The 15,682-nt window shown below is 59.2% G+C and carries 17 protein-coding genes; 13 read left to right on the forward strand and 4 right to left on the reverse strand.

Annotated elements, in window-relative coordinates:
• The 8 genes from VL547_RS07630 to VL547_RS07665 all read left to right on the forward strand — a co-directional run.
• Window positions 1-849: PhzF family phenazine biosynthesis protein (locus tag VL547_RS07630; RefSeq protein WP_325576923.1), on the forward strand; the 849-nt coding region annotated here is incomplete at its 5' end.
• Window positions 846-2,291, forward strand: coding sequence for a pyridoxal phosphate-dependent decarboxylase family protein (locus VL547_RS07635; RefSeq protein WP_325576925.1), 1,446 nt, complete (start codon window positions 846-848; stop codon window positions 2,289-2,291). The genes VL547_RS07630 and VL547_RS07635, both read left to right, overlap by 4 nt.
• Window positions 2,292-2,421: 130 nt before the next feature.
• Window positions 2,422-3,207, forward strand: coding sequence for a glycosyltransferase (locus tag VL547_RS07640; protein WP_325576927.1), 786 nt, complete (start codon window positions 2,422-2,424; stop codon window positions 3,205-3,207).
• Window positions 3,204-4,274 carry a glycosyltransferase gene (locus tag VL547_RS07645; protein ID WP_325576929.1) on the forward strand — a complete coding sequence of 357 codons (1,071 nt, stop codon included), beginning with the start codon at window positions 3,204-3,206 and terminating at the stop codon, window positions 4,272-4,274. The genes VL547_RS07640 and VL547_RS07645 overlap by 4 nt, the downstream gene beginning before the upstream one ends.
• Window positions 4,271-4,558 (forward strand): hypothetical protein, encoded by a 288-nt coding sequence (locus VL547_RS07650; RefSeq protein ID WP_325576931.1) that lies wholly within the window; start codon window positions 4,271-4,273, stop codon window positions 4,556-4,558. Before VL547_RS07645 ends, VL547_RS07650 begins: the two co-directional genes overlap by 4 nt.
• Window positions 4,555-6,687: a glycosyltransferase gene (locus VL547_RS07655; protein ID WP_325576933.1), complete on the forward strand. Its 2,133-nt coding sequence runs from the start codon at window positions 4,555-4,557 to the stop codon at window positions 6,685-6,687. Before VL547_RS07650 ends, VL547_RS07655 begins: the two co-directional genes overlap by 4 nt.
• Window positions 6,684-7,451: an ABC transporter permease gene (locus VL547_RS07660; RefSeq protein WP_325576935.1), complete on the forward strand. Its 768-nt coding sequence runs from the start codon at window positions 6,684-6,686 to the stop codon at window positions 7,449-7,451. The genes VL547_RS07655 and VL547_RS07660 overlap by 4 nt, the downstream gene beginning before the upstream one ends.
• Window positions 7,448-8,188: an ABC transporter ATP-binding protein gene (locus VL547_RS07665; RefSeq protein WP_325576937.1), complete on the forward strand. Its 741-nt coding sequence runs from the start codon at window positions 7,448-7,450 to the stop codon at window positions 8,186-8,188. The genes VL547_RS07660 and VL547_RS07665 overlap by 4 nt, the downstream gene beginning before the upstream one ends.
• Here the strand turns inward: VL547_RS07665 and VL547_RS07670 are convergent.
• Window positions 8,112-9,356: an O-antigen ligase family protein gene (locus VL547_RS07670; RefSeq protein WP_325576939.1), complete on the reverse strand. Its 1,245-nt coding sequence runs from the start codon at window positions 9,354-9,356 to the stop codon at window positions 8,112-8,114. The genes VL547_RS07665 and VL547_RS07670 overlap by 77 nt on opposite strands.
• A 30-nt stretch (window positions 9,357-9,386) precedes the next feature.
• On the opposite strand from VL547_RS07670, the gene VL547_RS07675 reads away from it, so the two are divergent.
• From VL547_RS07675 to VL547_RS07695, 5 genes are all read left to right on the forward strand, one after another.
• Window positions 9,387-10,079: a DUF1345 domain-containing protein gene (locus VL547_RS07675; protein WP_325576941.1), complete on the forward strand. Its 693-nt coding sequence runs from the start codon at window positions 9,387-9,389 to the stop codon at window positions 10,077-10,079.
• Window positions 10,080-10,148: 69 nt separating this feature from the next.
• Entirely contained in the window at window positions 10,149-11,264 is a 1,116-nt protein-coding gene (locus VL547_RS07680) for a PAS domain-containing sensor histidine kinase (RefSeq protein WP_325576943.1), read from the forward strand.
• Between the two features lie 6 nt (window positions 11,265-11,270).
• Window positions 11,271-11,906 carry a response regulator transcription factor gene (locus tag VL547_RS07685; RefSeq protein WP_325576945.1) on the forward strand — a complete coding sequence of 212 codons (636 nt, stop codon included), beginning with the start codon at window positions 11,271-11,273 and terminating at the stop codon, window positions 11,904-11,906.
• A 204-nt stretch (window positions 11,907-12,110) separates the two neighbouring features.
• Window positions 12,111-12,518, forward strand: a complete 408-nt coding sequence (locus tag VL547_RS24125) for a response regulator (RefSeq protein WP_414648335.1) — start codon at window positions 12,111-12,113, stop codon at window positions 12,516-12,518.
• A 100-nt stretch (window positions 12,519-12,618) separates the two neighbouring features.
• Window positions 12,619-12,861, forward strand: coding sequence for a hypothetical protein (locus tag VL547_RS07695; RefSeq protein ID WP_325576949.1), 243 nt, complete (start codon window positions 12,619-12,621; stop codon window positions 12,859-12,861).
• 202 nt (window positions 12,862-13,063) lie between these two features.
• On the opposite strand, the gene VL547_RS07700 is transcribed toward VL547_RS07695, so the two are convergent.
• The 3 genes from VL547_RS07700 to VL547_RS07710 all read right to left on the reverse strand — a co-directional run bounded on the left by VL547_RS07700 (window position 13,064) and on the right by VL547_RS07710 (window position 15,452).
• Window positions 13,064-13,594, reverse strand: a complete 531-nt coding sequence (locus VL547_RS07700) for a hypothetical protein (RefSeq protein WP_325576951.1) — start codon at window positions 13,592-13,594, stop codon at window positions 13,064-13,066.
• A 134-nt stretch (window positions 13,595-13,728) separates the two neighbouring features.
• Entirely contained in the window at window positions 13,729-14,439 is a 711-nt protein-coding gene (locus tag VL547_RS07705) for a LytTR family DNA-binding domain-containing protein (RefSeq protein ID WP_325576953.1), read from the reverse strand.
• Window positions 14,436-15,452: a sensor histidine kinase gene (locus VL547_RS07710; RefSeq protein ID WP_325576955.1), complete on the reverse strand. Its 1,017-nt coding sequence runs from the start codon at window positions 15,450-15,452 to the stop codon at window positions 14,436-14,438. The genes VL547_RS07705 and VL547_RS07710 overlap by 4 nt, the downstream gene beginning before the upstream one ends.
• Window positions 15,453-15,682 lie beyond the last annotated feature (230 nt).

Genomic DNA, 15,682 nt, shown 5'->3' on the forward strand with positions numbered 1-15,682 from the left:
GCGCAGGCTGGCCGCGGCAATCCCGCGGGCGTTTACCTCCTGCCGGACGACGACTTCACCGACGACCATCTGCAAATCCTGGCCACCGAACGCGGCATTTCCGAAACCGGCTTCCTGCTGCAGCGCCCCGCCGGCTGGTCCCTCCGCTGGTTTACCCCCCGGGTTGAGATCCCGCTGTGCGGTCACGGCACCGTCGCCGCCGCGTACGTCCTCTGGGAACAGGGCCTCCTCGACCCCTTAACGCCCGCCCGCTTCTATACCCGTTCCGGTCTCCTCCAGGCGCGCCGGACGGACGACGGCTGGATCGAGCTCGACTTCCCCGCCTTCACCCACACCCCCGACGCCCTCCCGGACCGCATCATCGCTACCTTCGCCCGCCCGCCCCAGGCCGTCTATTTCGCCCACGACCGCCACGTAACCGTCCTGGCCACCGAGGCGGAAGTCCGCAACTACCGCCCGGACTTCGCCGCGCTCCGCGATCACCGTTTGGTCATTACCGCGCCCGCGGACCCACGCGCCCCCGGCGCGCCTGCCGTCCCCGGCCCCGCCTACGACTTCGTCTCCCGCTATTTCGCCGTCCCGATGGGCGTCAACGAGGACCCCGTCACCGGCTCCGCCCACTGCGCCCTGACGCCCTATTGGGCCGCCCGGCTGAATAAGACCCAAATGGTCGCCTACCAGGCCTCCGCCCGCGGCGGATACCTCCGCCTCCGTCTCGAAGGCGACCGCGTCTTCATCGCCGGCCAGGCCGTCAACGTCCCCGCCGGGCGCGCCGCCGTGCCGCGCGAAACCGCGCCGCCCCACGCCGCCGCGCTGCGCGTATCCGCCACCACCCTGCAAAAGCCATGAACGACAATACCCTCGACCCCCACGATTGGGAGGCCGCCCGCGCCCTGGGCCACCGGATGATCGATGACGCCATCGATTACCTCCGGTCGGTCCGGGACAGGGCCGTTTGGACGCCCATCCCCGACGACGTCAAAGTCACCTACGGGGCGCCGCTGCCCGAAACGCCCGAATCCGACTTCTACGAGCAATTCAAAAGGACGATCCTCCCATATCCCAGCGGCAACATCCACCCCCGCTTCTTCTCCTGGGTCCACGGGACCGGCACCTTCACCGGCGCGCTGGCCGACTTCATGGCCTCGGTGATGAACACCAACTGCGCCATCGGCGAACACGCCCCGATGTACATCGACCGCCAGGTCGTCGACTGGTGCAAACAGCTCATGGATTTCCCGCCCTCCGCCGGCGGCATCCTCGTCAGCGGCGGCTCCATGGCGAACTTCACCGCGCTCGCCGTTGCCCGCCAGCGCGCGCTCGAAACGGCCGGCTCCGCGCAGGCTAAAGCCGCCCCCGCCGCCGCGCCCGCGCAAAACCGCCCCGCCGCGCTCCGCGCCTACGGCAGCACCGAAACCCACCAATGCATCGACAAGGCCTTGCGCCTGCTGGGCCTCGACGGCCTCACCAAAATCGAAGCCGACGAGTACTTCAAGCTCCCCATACACAGCCTGAGGGAAAAGATAAAAGCCGACCGTACAGCCGGCCACACGCCCTTCTGCATCATCGCCAACGCCGGTACCGTCAACACCGGCGCCATCGACCCGATACAAGACCTCCGAACGCTGGCGGACGAAGAAAACCTCTGGCTCCACATCGACGGCGCCTTCGGCGCCCTGGCCCGCCTGAGCCCCACCCACAAAGACGTCTTACAAGCGACCGGGACGGCCGACAGCATCGCCTTCGACCTCCACAAATGGATGTACATGCCGTACGAGGTCGGCTGCGTACTTATCAAGGACGCCGGGCTGCAACGACGAACCTTTACAGCAACAGCCAGCTACCTGCAACAGCACGACCGCGGCCTCGCCGCAGGCCCCGAGCCCTACTCCAACCAGGGCATGGAACTCTCCCGCGGCTTCAAGGCCCTTAAGGTCTGGATGTCGCTCAAGGAGCATGGAATAGACAAATACGCGCAAATTATAGAACAGAACATCGAACAAGCCGCCTACCTGGGCAAAAAAATCCAACAAACCAACGAACTGGAGCTGCTCGCCCCCGTTACCCTGAATATCGTGTGCTTTGCGCACAAGCCGCCAACAGGTGCGGACGCGAACGCGTACAACAAGGAACTCCTCATGCGCCTCCACGAATCCGGCGTCGCCGCCCCCTCCTACACGATGATAAAAGGCCGCTACGCCCTCCGCGTCGCAATCACCAATCACCGCACAAGACAAGAAGACCTCGACCTGCTGGTGCGAAAAACGCTCGAGATCGCCGGCGCGCGCTAAAACGTGACGGTAGCCAAACTACGACCCGCAACGTCGTAAAAAGTGTAAAAAAATAAAAAATCCCCCACCGACCCATCATTTTGTAGAAGTGATACGTTAATGTAGATGTAGTACTAACCGAGACGAAGTGATGGATAGGCCGCTAGCATTTAACCTGTTAATTCCGTGTTATAATAATCGCGAGGGATTGGTTCGCGCGCTCCGGAGCGTGGCCTACCCGGCGGATCAGTTCGGTATCCTCGTGATCGACGACGGGAGCGACGAGCCTATAGCCCAACACTGGCTGCAGCAGGAGATAGACGGCCCCGTTAGCGTCCTGCGTCTCCCCCGGAACCTCGGGATCACCGCGGCCCTCAACGCGGGGCTGGAATGGGTCGAGCGCAACCGGCCGGCCCGCTACACCGCCCGCCTGGACTGCGACGACGTCTGCGCGCTCCGGCGCTTTTACGAACAGGTTTCCTTCCTGGACGAGCACCCGGAGATCGACCTGGTGGGCTCCTGGTGTATATTCCGGGAACCGGAATCCGGGTACGAATACCTGTACAAGACCCCCACCGCGCACGACGACATCAAAAAGGGGATGTACTTCCGAAACCTTTTTATCCACCCCACGGTGATGTGGCGGGCTTCCAAGCAGAAATACCCCGACGACTTCCCCCACGCGGAGGACTACGGTCTTTTCCAGGAAATGCTAAAGGAAGGCAAGGGGGAGGTGATCCCGCAGCCCCTGGTGACTTGTGCCCTCGATCCCAATGGGTTATCGAGGAAAAACCGGCAGGAGCAGCTGCGCAGCCGGATAAAGGTCGTCCGGCACTTCGGGGAAAACAAGTGGCTGACCTCCCTGGGAGTGGTCAAATTATTGCTATTACAGTACCTGCCGTATCAGTGGGTACTACGCCTAAAGAAGATATTATGAAGATTGTGCACGTAGCGGAGGCCTTTGCCTCTGGGATTGCGGTATTTATACATTCCCTTGTGGATAATATGAAGGAGGACCAGCACATCATCATCCACGGTGACCGGCCGCACGTCATGCCCGCCGACGAGGTAAAACGGACGTTCAGGATGCCGAACGTCTCGTTTATGCGTTGGCCCTCAGCCGTTAGGAACATCAGCCCCCTCAAGGACCTAAAGGCCGCCGGGGCGCTGTATAAAATGTTAAAAGAGATTAAAAACATCGACGTCGTCCACCTCCACTCCTCCAAAGCGGGTTTCCTCGGCCGTGTCGTATGCCGGTTCCTGGGTATCCAAACCGTGATATACACGCCCAACGGCGCCCCCTTCCTGATCGGCAAGACCGCCTTGTCCAACAGGATTTTCAAGATTTTGGAAAAAACGGGGTCCCTCTTTGGCGGCACCGTCGTCTGCTGCTCCCAGTCCGAGTGGCAGGCATATACCGACCTGAACATCCCCGCCGTAAAGATCAATAACGGCATCAAGCAAGTACAGCCGAAGGCAACCATAACCGCCAACGACGACTTCACGGTCGTCACCAGCGGCCGGATCGCCGACCAGAAGAACCCCTCGCTCTTCAACGCCATCGCCCGGTACTTCGAAGAGTGGTCCGATATTTCCTTTGTGTGGGTGGGCGACGGCGACGCGCGCGCGCAGCTGACCGCGAGCAACATACAGGTCACGGGCTGGCTGCCGCAGCCGGAGGCCAAGACCCTGATCCAACGCGCGGACGTCTACCTGTCCACGGCCCGCTTCGAGGGGCTCAGCTTTGCGGGCCTCGAGGCCCTGCACCTCGAAAAGCCGATGCTGCTCACCGACTGCATCGGCAACCGGGACATGGCCCGGAGCTCGAACGGGGACCTGTTCAGAGGCGAGGGCGATGCCATCATCAAGCTCCTGCGCTATTTCAACAACCGCCTCATGCTCCCCGTCATGGGTCGCCACAGCGCGCGGTTGTGCGCGCAGGAATTCAACATAAACAATACCTATCACCAATATCGCCGTCTATACAAATCCAATAACATATGAACACCGTAACCTTGAAAGAAACGGACACGCTCCGGAAAATGGAGGCCCAGCTGGACGCCGTCCTCCGCTATATGGAGGATGCCGGCAGGTCCCAACAACAAACGATCGAGCAGCTCCAGCACAAGCTGGCGGACTGCCGCCGGCACAACGAAGGCCAGCAGCAGCTCATCAATAAGCTGCTGAGCGACATCGACCGGTACCAGCTGGACATCGACTGGTACCGCCGCACGTATGAAAAACGAACCTTTCTCGGTGTCATCAAGGAGAAATTATTCAGGAAATGAAGTATTGGCTATTGACCACGGAATACCCCCCGCTCTATGGCGGAGGCATAGGAACTTATGCGCAGAACGCTGCGAAAATGCTCAGCGCGGAAGGCGATGAGGTCACCGTTTTTGTACCCGGCAAGGGCGACACGCCCTACGCCATCGACTTTATCGACGGCATCCGCGTCGTCCAGGTAAACCTCCACCGCACCCCGGAGTCGGCCTGTCTCGGGCACGTCGCCCGTCAGAGCTACGAGTTCGCCATGACCGTCCGCGACCTGATCCGGCTGGAAGGAAAGCCCGACGTCATCGAGTCGCAGGAATACCAGGGGCTGCCGTATTTCCTGCTGCAGCTCAAAGCCCTCCAGTACCCGGAGTTCCAGGGCGTCAAGACCGTGCTGTCGATCCACGCCCCCGCGTTCGTGTACCTCCACTATAACCGCGACAACACCTACCGCTTCCCGCACTACTGGACCGGGGAAATGGAGTGGGGGAGCATCGCCGCTGCCGACCACATCATCGCGCCGTCCCACTTCATCCTGGACGCCATCCGCCGTTTTGGCCCGCTACCCGAAGAGCGCGTATCCGTGGTCCGTTACCCCTTCCTCCCCGAGACCATACCGCCGACGCCCCGTATAAAGAAAGGAAAACTCGTGTTTTGGGGCAAGCTCTCCGCCCAGAAAGGCGTCTTCCCGCTGCTCGACTACATGAGCCGGCTGTGGGACGAAGGCCTCGGCTGCGAGCTCGTCATGATGGGGGGCAAAGACATCGTTTACCACCCCGAGGGCCGCATGATGGGTCAGATACTCGAGGAAAAATACGCCCGCTATATCGAACGGGGTCTGCTGACCTTCCCGGGTAAGATCAACCCCGCGGCGATGGGCGACTATCTCTCCGAGGCCCACGCCATCGTCATCCCCAGCACCCTGGACAACCTGCCTTTTGCCTGTATCGAGGCCATGGCCCTGGGCAAGGTCGTGCTCGTGTCCAAACAGGGCGGCCAGCACGAGCTGATAAAAGACGGCGACACCGGTTTTATCTTCGACCACGAGCAGCCGGAAACGTTCCGGCAGCAGCTCGAGCGCATCCTGAAAACGGGCGAAGCGGAATTGACGGCTATCGGGCAAAGAGCCGCGGCGCACATCGCGGAAGAGCTCGACTACAAAAAGGTCTATAAACAAAAGATGGCCATCATACAAACGCTGAGCCCCGAGCGCTCCGCGTTTCCCTACACCCACGCCATCCCCACCAAGGCGATCGCCAAGGGCCAGTCCTTATCCGTCGTCATCCCGTATTATAACATGGGCGCCTATATCCGCGAGTGCATAGGCTCCCTCCGCGCCTCCCTGCTCCAACCCGATGAAATCCTCATCGTCAACGACGGCAGCCGGGACCAGGCCAGCATCGACGCGCTCGACGCGCTCAGCCGGGAGCCGGGCATCCGGGTCATCCACCAGCTCAACGCCGGTCTCTCGCACGCCCGGAACGTGGGCGCGGCCGCGGCAAAGGGCGACTACCTGGCCTTCCTGGACGCCGACGATACGGTACATCCCCAATACTACCGCAAGGCCCTCCGGGTGCTCGACAGCTACCCCGACGTCTCCTTTGTCGGTTCCTGGGTGCAGTATTTCGGCGCCACCGATCACACCTGGCCGGCCTGGAACCCGGAACTGCCCTATATCCTGCTGCACAACTCGGTTTGCAGCGGGTCGCTGGTGTATAAGCGCGCCGCTTTCCTGCAAGGAGGACTCAACGACAGAGCGCTGGAGTACGGCCTGGAAGACTATGACAGCGTGCTGGGCCTGATCGCCGGCGGCTACCGCGGCGTGGTCCTGCCCGAGCCCCTCTTCAACTACCGCATCCGCAAGGATTCGATGATGCGCCGGATGAACCTCCACAAAACCCTGTATTCTTACCAGCACATAGCGTCGAAATATCCCGATCTTTACGCCCGCTACGCGGTGGAGCTGTTCTGCCTCCTGAATGCCAACGGGCCCGGCTATGCCTTTGACAATCCCTCGCTGGAAATGACCGTGTCCACACACCAGGAAGAACCCGGCGGTATCCGTAGCCGTTTGAAGGAGCGCATCAAGCAATACCCCGCCCTCAAACGCGTGTTGTTGACGATAAAAAGTATGCTTTCATGACAGCTGGTTCCCTGGAACGCATGTGGCTCCTGGCCAAGATCGAGTTCAAGCTGCGCTATTACGAGAACAAGCTGGGCCTCCTGTGGGCCCTGCTCAAACCCGTGATGGACATAGCCATCTATTACGTGGCGTTCAAGATCATCCTGAGGCAGGACATCCCGAACTTCGCCTCGTATCTGTTCATCGGGTTGATCATGTGGAACTTTTTTCTGGAATCCACTACCGGTACCGTACAAATCCTGCACAACAAGAAGTACCTGTATGAGTACAGCAATATGGACAAGATGGAGATATACACCTCCACGCTCCTCAGCAATTCGATAGGTTTCTTTTTCAATTTCCTGATGTTCTTCCTCTTTTTCAACCTGGTCCAGACCCGGGGGGAGGGGCTGTCGCCGTACAACCTGTGGATCATACCCCTTTTTGTCAACCTGTACGTGCTGTCGCTGGCCCTGTCGCTGATCCTGTCCACGATCTATATCATCGCCAAGGACATCCACCAGATATGGCAGGTCTTTACCGCGATGCTGCTTTTCCTGTCGCCGATCTTTTACAAACAGGACACTTTCGAAACGAGACTGCCCTATTTTAACTATCTTAATCCGCTGTCCGGCATCATCATCAACGCCAGGCGGACCCTTATGTTCCACCAGCCGCCCGACTACCGCCTCCTGGCCCTCGACCTCCTCTATGCGGGGGTATTGCTGGTCTTAGGCGTAACTTTGCTCGGCAAGCTGGGCGCAAAGGCCTCAGAGAAATTATGAGCATCGACAAAGAAATCGCCATCCGGGCTACCGGTATCAGCAAGGTTTTTCGCATTTCGGAGGATAGTCACAACACGGTGAAGCACCGGTTGTTCAACCTGTTCAATCCCCCGCGGGTAAAGCGTTTCGAGGCGGTCAAGCCCATGGACATGGAGGTCTATAAGGGTGAGTGCATCGGGCTCATCGGCCGCAACGGCAGCGGGAAGTCCACCCTCGTCAAGGTGCTGGCCGGCGTCTATCCCCCCACGAGCGGTACGGTGCAGATCAATGGCCACACGCTGTTGTTAAACCTTGGGGTCGGGATGAGCCACGCCCTTACCGCCCGTGAGAACATCTATATCTCCGCCTCTGTACTGGGTTTGCGCATCCAGGAGATCGACGCGATCTTCGACACCATCGTCGATTTCGCGGAATTGCGCGAGTTCGTGGACACGAAGATTATCTTTTTCTCCTCCGGCATGGTCGCCCGCCTGGGCTTTTCGATTGCCGTCCACGCCGGCGCCGACGTGATGTTCCTCGACGAAATCTTCGCCGTCGGCGACCTGAAGTTCCAGGAAAAAGCCATCAAGGTCTTCGAATCCAGCTGGATCAGCGGCAAGACCGTGATCCTCGTGAGCCACTCGATGGACGTGATCCGCAAGTATTGCGGGCGCACGGCGTTTATGCGTCACGGGGAGCTGGTGTACTTCGGGGATACGGCCCGGGCCGTGGATTTGTATATGGAGGACAATCACTGAGCACGAAGCTGATCCAGAAGCAAAGCAGGACGCAACCGACGCTGCGATCAAGGTAGGTTTCGGTGATCATCGCCACCGCGAGCAGCGCGACGACGATGCGTCCCAGGCCGCGCGCTTTTATCAGCGGCACGACCACGAATCCGGCGATAAACAGCGCCGCCCCGATCGCCCCATACGACAACCACGCCTCCAGGTAAGTATTGTGCGTATTCCGCCGGCTCGTCGCCGCAAACGTGAACCCTACGTCCCGGTAGCTTTGCACCAGCGAATCCTTTTTGTCCCCCACCGGCACCCCCGTCCAGAAATGGCGTTCGCAAACCGTTGCCGCACACTTCCACACCGCCAACCGTATGTTCGCCCCGTTCCACTGATCCGCCGTCACCGGCATGTCGTAGTGGCTCTCGACGCCCTGGTGGGTGAAGTCGTACTGCGTATATTTCAGCTCGCGGAAGCGGTTGAGCGTTTTGGGGAAAAGAAATACAAACGCGACGCCACAGGCGGCCAGCGCCCCCGCCACCGCGGCCACACGGCCCCATTGCTTACGCCGCACCCCCAGCTCGTATATCCCCGCCACCAGCATCAGCCCATATAGGCTAACCAAACCGATCCGGCTGGCCAGCATAACATGAAAGACCAGCAGGAAGGCGATGCACGGGTACATCCACGGGCGCCGCTGGACGAGCATGATGAACACCGCTATCGCCACCATAACGGCGACGTACACGGACTGCACCGAGCTCAGCTCCGTCAGCGCATCGTCGTACAGCCAGGACGTGTCGCCCAGCCGGATGGCCCGCGCCAGGGCATACCCGAAACACGCGAGACAACCCAAAACCACGACCACCGCGTAGGAACGCAGTACGTCCGCGCGCGTTTTTTCGCTGATCCTCAGCCTCCCCACCGACAACGGAAACGCCAGCAACGGCAACCGCAACGCCACATACGACCATCCCTCCGACGTATGGTGCGAGAGCAAAGCCGACACCACCGTCCACGCAAACAAGATCAACGACGCCCATCCATACCGCAACCGCCCCGCCAGCACCAGGCTCCAAACGCACAGCGCCCCGGTACAAATGTTCATCACCACCGGCGCCTTATCCATGGGGGAGATAAAAAGCGAGCAGAAGAACGCCGTGGCCAGTATCAAAAGGATACGTTGTTTCATGAAACGCAAAGATAAGCCTACATTTGACGCATGCACAAGGAACCTCTTTCGCATAAAATCATCCACTGGCTGAACCACCTCCGTTCCGTCACCCGCCTCATCATCGGCGTGGTTTTCGCCCTGGCGATGAACTTCGTCCTGGCGGGCATCCACATGGAGTGGCTGACGCGCGTCATGCTGGGTTGGGACTGTTATTGCATCTGCGTCCTGACCATCATCCTTATCACCTGGGCTACCACCGATCCGCAACAGATAAGGCTCCTGGCCCGGCGGCAGGACTCCAGCCGGGGGATCGTGTTCGTCCTGGTCATTGCCGCCTGTATCACCAGCCTGATCGCCGTGCTGGACCTGCTGAACCACAAGAAGGGCTGGCTGCTCCCCAAGGGCGCGGAAGCCGGCATCTACCTCAGCGGGGTCGTCCTGTCCTGGATCATCCTCCATACCATCTTTACCTTCAAATACGCCCACGACTATTACGGCGACCATCCCAATAACCCGGACGAAAAGTGCGGGGGATTAGACATTCCGGGGAGCCAGCCGCCCAACTATGTGGATTTCGCCTATTTCTCCTTTGTGATCGGCATGACCTTCCAGGTGTCGGACATCGCCATCACTTCCCACAGTATACGGAAATGGGCGCTTTTCCAGGGGCTATTGTCCTTTTTGTTCAACACCGTGATCGTGGCCCTTACGATCAACGAGGTCGTGAGCTTGCAACCCTGACGCGCCGCGACCGGCCCCCCGCGCGCCGCGCACTTGCAACCCTGACAAAGAAACCCTATTTTGTCCCCCATGGGGGCTGGTTTTTTACACCGATGGTTTGGCAAGCGGGAGGAAAGTCTCGGCTTCGAGGAACGCCGTTTCCGCAAGCTCATCGAAAACAGCACCGAGATCATTACCCTTTTGGACGAACACTTCCTTCCCATATACCGCAGCCCCGCGTCGGAACGTTACACCGGCTGGACCACTGAAGAGCGCCGCCTGCGCGGCATCGTCGGCTATACCCACCCGGACGACATGGAATCCTTTCAACGCCTGTTGGACCTGGTGCTGGTGCACCCCGGGAAAACATACCCGCTGTCTTTCCGCACCCTCCACCGGGAAGGCAGGTATATCTGCCTGGAGGGCACCATCATCAACCTGCTGACCGACGAGAGCGTCCGGGCGATCGTCACCAACCTCCGGGACGTCACCGAAAGCAAGGCCGCCGAAGAGGCCCTGAGGGTCTCCCACGAAGAGCTGCGGTTGCTGGCCTCCCACCTCCAGGACGTGCGGGAAGAGGAGCGGACCTCGATGGCCCGGGAAATCCACGACGAACTGGGGCAGCAGCTCACCGGTTTGAAGATGGACGTGTCCTGGCTGAACAAAAAAACGGATCTCAACTCCCCCGCGGCGCGCGAAAAGATCCGGGACATCCTGTCGTTATTGGACGCCACGGTCGGCACCGTCCGCCGGCTGGCCGCGGAGCTGCGGCCGGCCATCCTGGACGACCTGGGTTTGTCCGAAGCCCTGCAGTGGCACGCCAAACTCTTTGCGGAGCGGTCGGGGATCGCCTGCTCCGTCGACATACTGGGGCCGCGCTATTTGCTGCCCCAGGGCGTGGCGACGGGTCTTTTTCGTATTTTCCAGGAGTCCCTGACCAACGTCGCCCGACACGCCCGCGCGACGCGGGTGTCGGCGGCCCTGTACATGGAACCCGATAAGGTGGCCCTTACCGTCAGCGATGACGGCACCGGTTTTGACGTACACCAGATCATAGGCACCGGGAAGACGCTTGGATTGCTGGGGATGAAAGAGCGGGCCTTGATGCTGGGCGGTCAGTGCACCTGGACATCCGAACCCGGGAAGGGCACGACCATTGGCGTGACCATCCCCGTAATGACGAACCTCGAAGAAGCCATTATATAACGTTTTATGATGCGGATACTTATCGCGGACGATCATACCGTAGTCCGGAAAGGGTTAAGACAGATTATCCTCGAAGCCTTTCCCTCAGCGCATATAGAGGAGGTCGGCGACGCCGAGTCCCTGGTCCGCCAGGCCATGGCCGACCCCTGGGATATCGTCATCACCGACCTGTCCATGCCCGGGCGGAGCGGGCTGGACGCCTTGCACCAGCTCAAGCAACAGCAACCCAAGCTGCCCGTGCTCATCCTTAGCATCCACCCGGAGGAACAGTACGCGATCCGCGTCCTGAAGGCCGGCGCCGCGGGCTACCTGTCCAAGGACGCCGCGTCCGAAGAGCTGGTAGGCGCGATCCAGCGCGTCCTCCTCGGAAAAAAATACATCTCCCCATCGGTCGCCGAAAAACTCGCCTCCACCCTCGACCTCGACGACGACCGCCTCCCGCACGAGCAGCTGTCCGACCGGGAGTTCGACGTCCTCAAGCTGATCGCGGTCGGCCGTTCGATCACCGAGATCGCGCAGATGCTGTCGCTCAGCCCGACCACCATCAGCACCTACCGGTCCCGCATCCTCACCAAGCTCAACGCCAAGACCAACGCGGACCTGATATTGTATGCGCTGGAGCATCGGCTGGTGCCGTCCTGAGAGCCGCCGCGCCCCGTTTCGCGCCGCCTCTCCCCATCCGCCGCGCCTCGTTTTGCGCCGTCCTTCGCGGCGCGCAACCGTTTGCGCTGCGGCTTTTGCCGCCGCCCGTCCTTTTTCCGTAAAGTATATACTACACAATTGAGATAATTTTCCCTATTTTGGGGTCAATCCGAACCAACTACCTTGTCTTATATAACCTCTGAAATGTCTGAGCGTTGTTTAACGATACTGGTGGTGGACGATTACCGACCCATTGTCGACAGGCTGAAAGCACAACTGGAAGAGCTGGAAGGAGTTAGGGAGGTGCTGACGGCTGGTTGCTGTGGAGAAGCGGTGGCCGTCCTGGAAACGCGGATCGTTGACGTGGTTTTGCTGGACATACACCTCCCCGACGGCAGCGGCATAGAGCTGTTGGGGCACATAAAGATCGCCTGGCCTTGCGCGGGCGTGGTCATGATCAGCAACCAAATCAATCCGACATATGTGGTCCTCTGTCGTGAAAAAGGCGCGGACTACGTTATCGATAAATCCAATGACTACGAAATGATACCGAATCTCATTGCTACGTTTTCTGGTTGTAGCGGATCGACTACACAATCGCTTAGTCATTAAGGACGCAGAATGCACGCCCTTCACTATTAGAGGGGAGGCTAAACCGATTTATCTTTGTACCCGTCAATAAGGAGCTATGCACCAGGAAAAATTGGAACTCTTGATTGTCAGTCACCCCGAAGCGATCCTCGAACGTTGGTTCGGAGTCCAGGGAGACATTTCCCTCCTCGACCTTTGCCACGTGCGTGAGGGTAGGGTGGAATCCCGTGTCATCATGATCAACAATCGTCAGGGCAACCCGTACCGGGACCTGTACCTGACCCAGGGCGCAAAGCCCTTCATAGAGCCCTTTGGGGAAGTCGAGACCGTCTGCCGTCTCAACGCCCCCATCGAGCTGAATTAACCGATTACCGACGGCCCATTCATAAGGGTGGGGTATTGCTGCCGTTCCGCGGCTTGTTCCGCGGAGGTCCGATTTCCTATACGCACAGTAACCCGTACACTACATTTAAGCCCGCCACGTGAGTGGCGGGCTTTTTCATGCGGCCCGGCGGCGCGGGTTTCGTGCGTTGCCGGCGTGCCGCGAGGCTCGGCGCGCGCCGCGATCAATTCGTTTGGATGCTCAGGGTATTCCCCAGCAGCTTATTCAAATCCGCGTAATTCATCTTCTTGATCGTCTCCTTCGAGAGCCCCTGGAACGCTCCATCCGTAACCAGCGCCGAGCCGGGGATGACGACGTAGCGGTACACGAAGGGGAATGCCGCGTTGGTGGTAAAGTTGTAATTGGCGTCCACCTCGACGCCGCCCACGAACGCATCGGTCGTCAGTCCTTCATCGGAGGCGCTGGCGATATCCGTCACCGTGCTCCCGTTGACCAGGCCTACAAAACCCATCACGATACCGCTATCCAATATCCGTTGCGTGATAACGCTGGCGCTGAAGTCCTCGTAATACAGGCTGTCCGAACCAACGATGGTACCGGTCGCGCTCAGCTGCGCCCACGGCGAATGGTACACGCTATCCGGCCCCGCGGGACCTTGTGCGCCCGTATCCCCCTTGGACCCTTTCGAACAACCGGAGATACCAACCAACGCGACAACGATGGCCACGAGAGACACATGCAACAATTTCTTCATGAGTGTAATTTTTGGGTTAACATTCGAGTAATGATGCCTTTGAGGGCTCGCACGCCCCCAGGGTTTAAGCATCCTCTTAAAAATAATGAAAGTTTGAGACAAGTCGGCGTCTCATATCGACAAGAGCGGCCGTCTCATATCGACAACACCCGCCGGAAGGCCTCCTTGTAGTTGCGTCCCACCGGTAGCGCGTGGCTGGCGACGGTAACCGAATCGGCGTTATAGCTGTCTATGTGTTCCAGTGAAACAATAAACGACTTGTGGATCCGCAGGAACCGGTCCGACGGCAGTTTTTCCTCCATATATCCGATCCGCTGGTAGGTCACGTATGGCTGCGCGGCCGTGACGATCCGCACGTAATCCTTGATGCTTTCGATATAGAGGATGTCCTTGAGGTAGATCCGGACCAGGTCGCGGTTGACCTTGCAGTACATATATGCCTTGTCCCAGGCGTTCTCTTCCGGGGCCGTTTCGGTTGGCCTTGGCCGTTGATGATAGTGGTAAAAACGGCTCACCGATTTCAAAAACCGGTCGAAGGAAATCGGTTTGACCAAATAGTCCAGCACCTCGAGCTCGAACCCGTCGGCCGCGAATTCCCGGTAGGCCGTGGTGATGATGATGCTCGGCCGCTCGTGGAGCGACCGGATCAGGTCCAGCCCCGTCACCTGCGGCATCTGTATGTCCAGGAAGAGCAGCTGCACCGGCTGCCGCTGCAAAAAGGCAAAGGTCTCCATCGCATTCTTGCAGACCCCCTTCAGCTCCAGGTCCTCCAGGTTGCCCACATACCCCGCCAGCAGCTCCCGCGCCAGCGGCTCGTCATCGGCGATCAGGCACGTTGTCTTCATTTCCTTTGGTTTTTGATGCGAAGCACCGCCAGGAACGACTGCTCCTCGCTCATCGTTTTGAATTCATGTTCCCCGGGGTAGAGGATCTCGAGGCGGTGCCGGACATTCGTCAACCCGATCCCGCCATTCTCCGCCACCGCGTGCCCGTTCGCCGCCGCCCGGCTGTTCTCGAGCTTGACCGCCAGCCATTCCCCCGTCCGCTCCACGTCCATCCTGATCCAGCTGTTCTCGACCTCGTTGCTGACCCCGTGCTTGAAACAGTTCTCCATCAGCGGCAGCAGCAACAGCGGCGTCACATAAAAGCTCTCCAGCGACCCGAAGATATTCACGCTGACGTCCAGCCGGTCGCTGTAGCGGATCTTTTGCAGCTCCACGTAGTTTGAGATGTACTCAATCTCCTTGGCGACCGGGATGACCGTGTCCTTGCTCTCGTAGAGCATATAGCTGAGCAGCGACGACAGCCGGTGGATCAGGTCCGGCGTCCGCGGGTCCCGGTGGAGCGACAGCGAATAGATGTTGTTGAGCGTATTGAAGATAAAATGCGGGTGCACCTGCGACTTAAGCAGCTCGAGCTGCGCCACCGCCTTCTCCCTCTTCAGCGACTCGGCCAGCCGCTGCTGCTCGTACCAGGCTTTCATGAAGTACAGCATGATGCTCCCGCCGATCACGAGGTACATCCATACGCCTTCGCCCAATATCTTGGGGAAATAGAAATAGGGGACGACATGATAATATTCCGGCCGGAAATGCTTGTACACGATATAGTAGCTGAAAATCCGCCGGGCCAGGGTAAACGCGACCACGCTCGCCGCAAGTATCCACCAGGCGCCCTTCCGCCGCACCGGCAGGAAATACCGCAGGATGATCCAGTGCAAAGTTATCCAGGCGGCTACGAAAGTTATCGAGGTGTACAAACACGCCTGTATGAAATCGTTCCCATACATCGAGTCCATCGCCGCGTTCGCCAGCCATTCATACAGGAAGTACCCGCCCCAGAAGATCCAACTGATCATGATCCTAAAATAGGCATAAAACCCACGCCCATCCAGCCTTTTTCGACGAACGACCATTCTGGCTTCCCGTATGTAACCTTTTCCCTTTCGCGCGGTATTTATGGTGCGGTAACTTATTTCGGGGTGTTGGCGTCATATATCCGGTAGTTCATCCAATTTCATACTTTGATTCCCGAAGAAGCGTTTGTTTTGTATTATCCTAAAAGTATAGCCATGTTTTACCTTCTCTT

The sequence above is a fragment of the Dinghuibacter sp. genome, from assembly GCF_035492835.1.
GTDB lineage: Bacteria > Bacteroidota > Bacteroidia > Chitinophagales > Chitinophagaceae > Dinghuibacter.

What these genes read in the sequence shown, in the direction of transcription:
- VL547_RS24125 (WP_414648335.1), top strand. Translation starts at nt 12,111, where the DNA reads ATGTCTGAGCGTTGTTTAACGATACTGGTGGTGGACGATTACCGACCC.
- VL547_RS07655 (WP_325576933.1), top strand. Translation starts at nt 4,555, where the DNA reads ATGAAGTATTGGCTATTGACCACGGAATACCCCCCGCTCTATGGCGGA.
- VL547_RS07700 (WP_325576951.1), bottom strand. Translation starts at nt 13,594, where the DNA reads ATGAAGAAATTGTTGCATGTGTCTCTCGTGGCCATCGTTGTCGCGTTG.
- VL547_RS07665 (WP_325576937.1), top strand. Translation starts at nt 7,448, where the DNA reads ATGAGCATCGACAAAGAAATCGCCATCCGGGCTACCGGTATCAGCAAG.
- VL547_RS07675 (WP_325576941.1), top strand. Translation starts at nt 9,387, where the DNA reads ATGCACAAGGAACCTCTTTCGCATAAAATCATCCACTGGCTGAACCAC.
- VL547_RS07660 (WP_325576935.1), top strand. Translation starts at nt 6,684, where the DNA reads ATGACAGCTGGTTCCCTGGAACGCATGTGGCTCCTGGCCAAGATCGAG.
- VL547_RS07645 (WP_325576929.1), top strand. Translation starts at nt 3,204, where the DNA reads ATGAAGATTGTGCACGTAGCGGAGGCCTTTGCCTCTGGGATTGCGGTA.
- VL547_RS07635 (WP_325576925.1), top strand. Translation starts at nt 846, where the DNA reads ATGAACGACAATACCCTCGACCCCCACGATTGGGAGGCCGCCCGCGCC.
- VL547_RS07685 (WP_325576945.1), top strand. Translation starts at nt 11,271, where the DNA reads ATGATGCGGATACTTATCGCGGACGATCATACCGTAGTCCGGAAAGGG.
- VL547_RS07705 (WP_325576953.1), bottom strand. Translation starts at nt 14,439, where the DNA reads ATGAAGACAACGTGCCTGATCGCCGATGACGAGCCGCTGGCGCGGGAG.
- VL547_RS07640 (WP_325576927.1), top strand. Translation starts at nt 2,422, where the DNA reads ATGGATAGGCCGCTAGCATTTAACCTGTTAATTCCGTGTTATAATAAT.
- VL547_RS07680 (WP_325576943.1), top strand. Translation starts at nt 10,149, where the DNA reads ATGGGGGCTGGTTTTTTACACCGATGGTTTGGCAAGCGGGAGGAAAGT.
- VL547_RS07650 (WP_325576931.1), top strand. Translation starts at nt 4,271, where the DNA reads ATGAACACCGTAACCTTGAAAGAAACGGACACGCTCCGGAAAATGGAG.
- VL547_RS07670 (WP_325576939.1), bottom strand. Translation starts at nt 9,356, where the DNA reads ATGAAACAACGTATCCTTTTGATACTGGCCACGGCGTTCTTCTGCTCG.
- VL547_RS07710 (WP_325576955.1), bottom strand. Translation starts at nt 15,452, where the DNA reads ATGATCAGTTGGATCTTCTGGGGCGGGTACTTCCTGTATGAATGGCTG.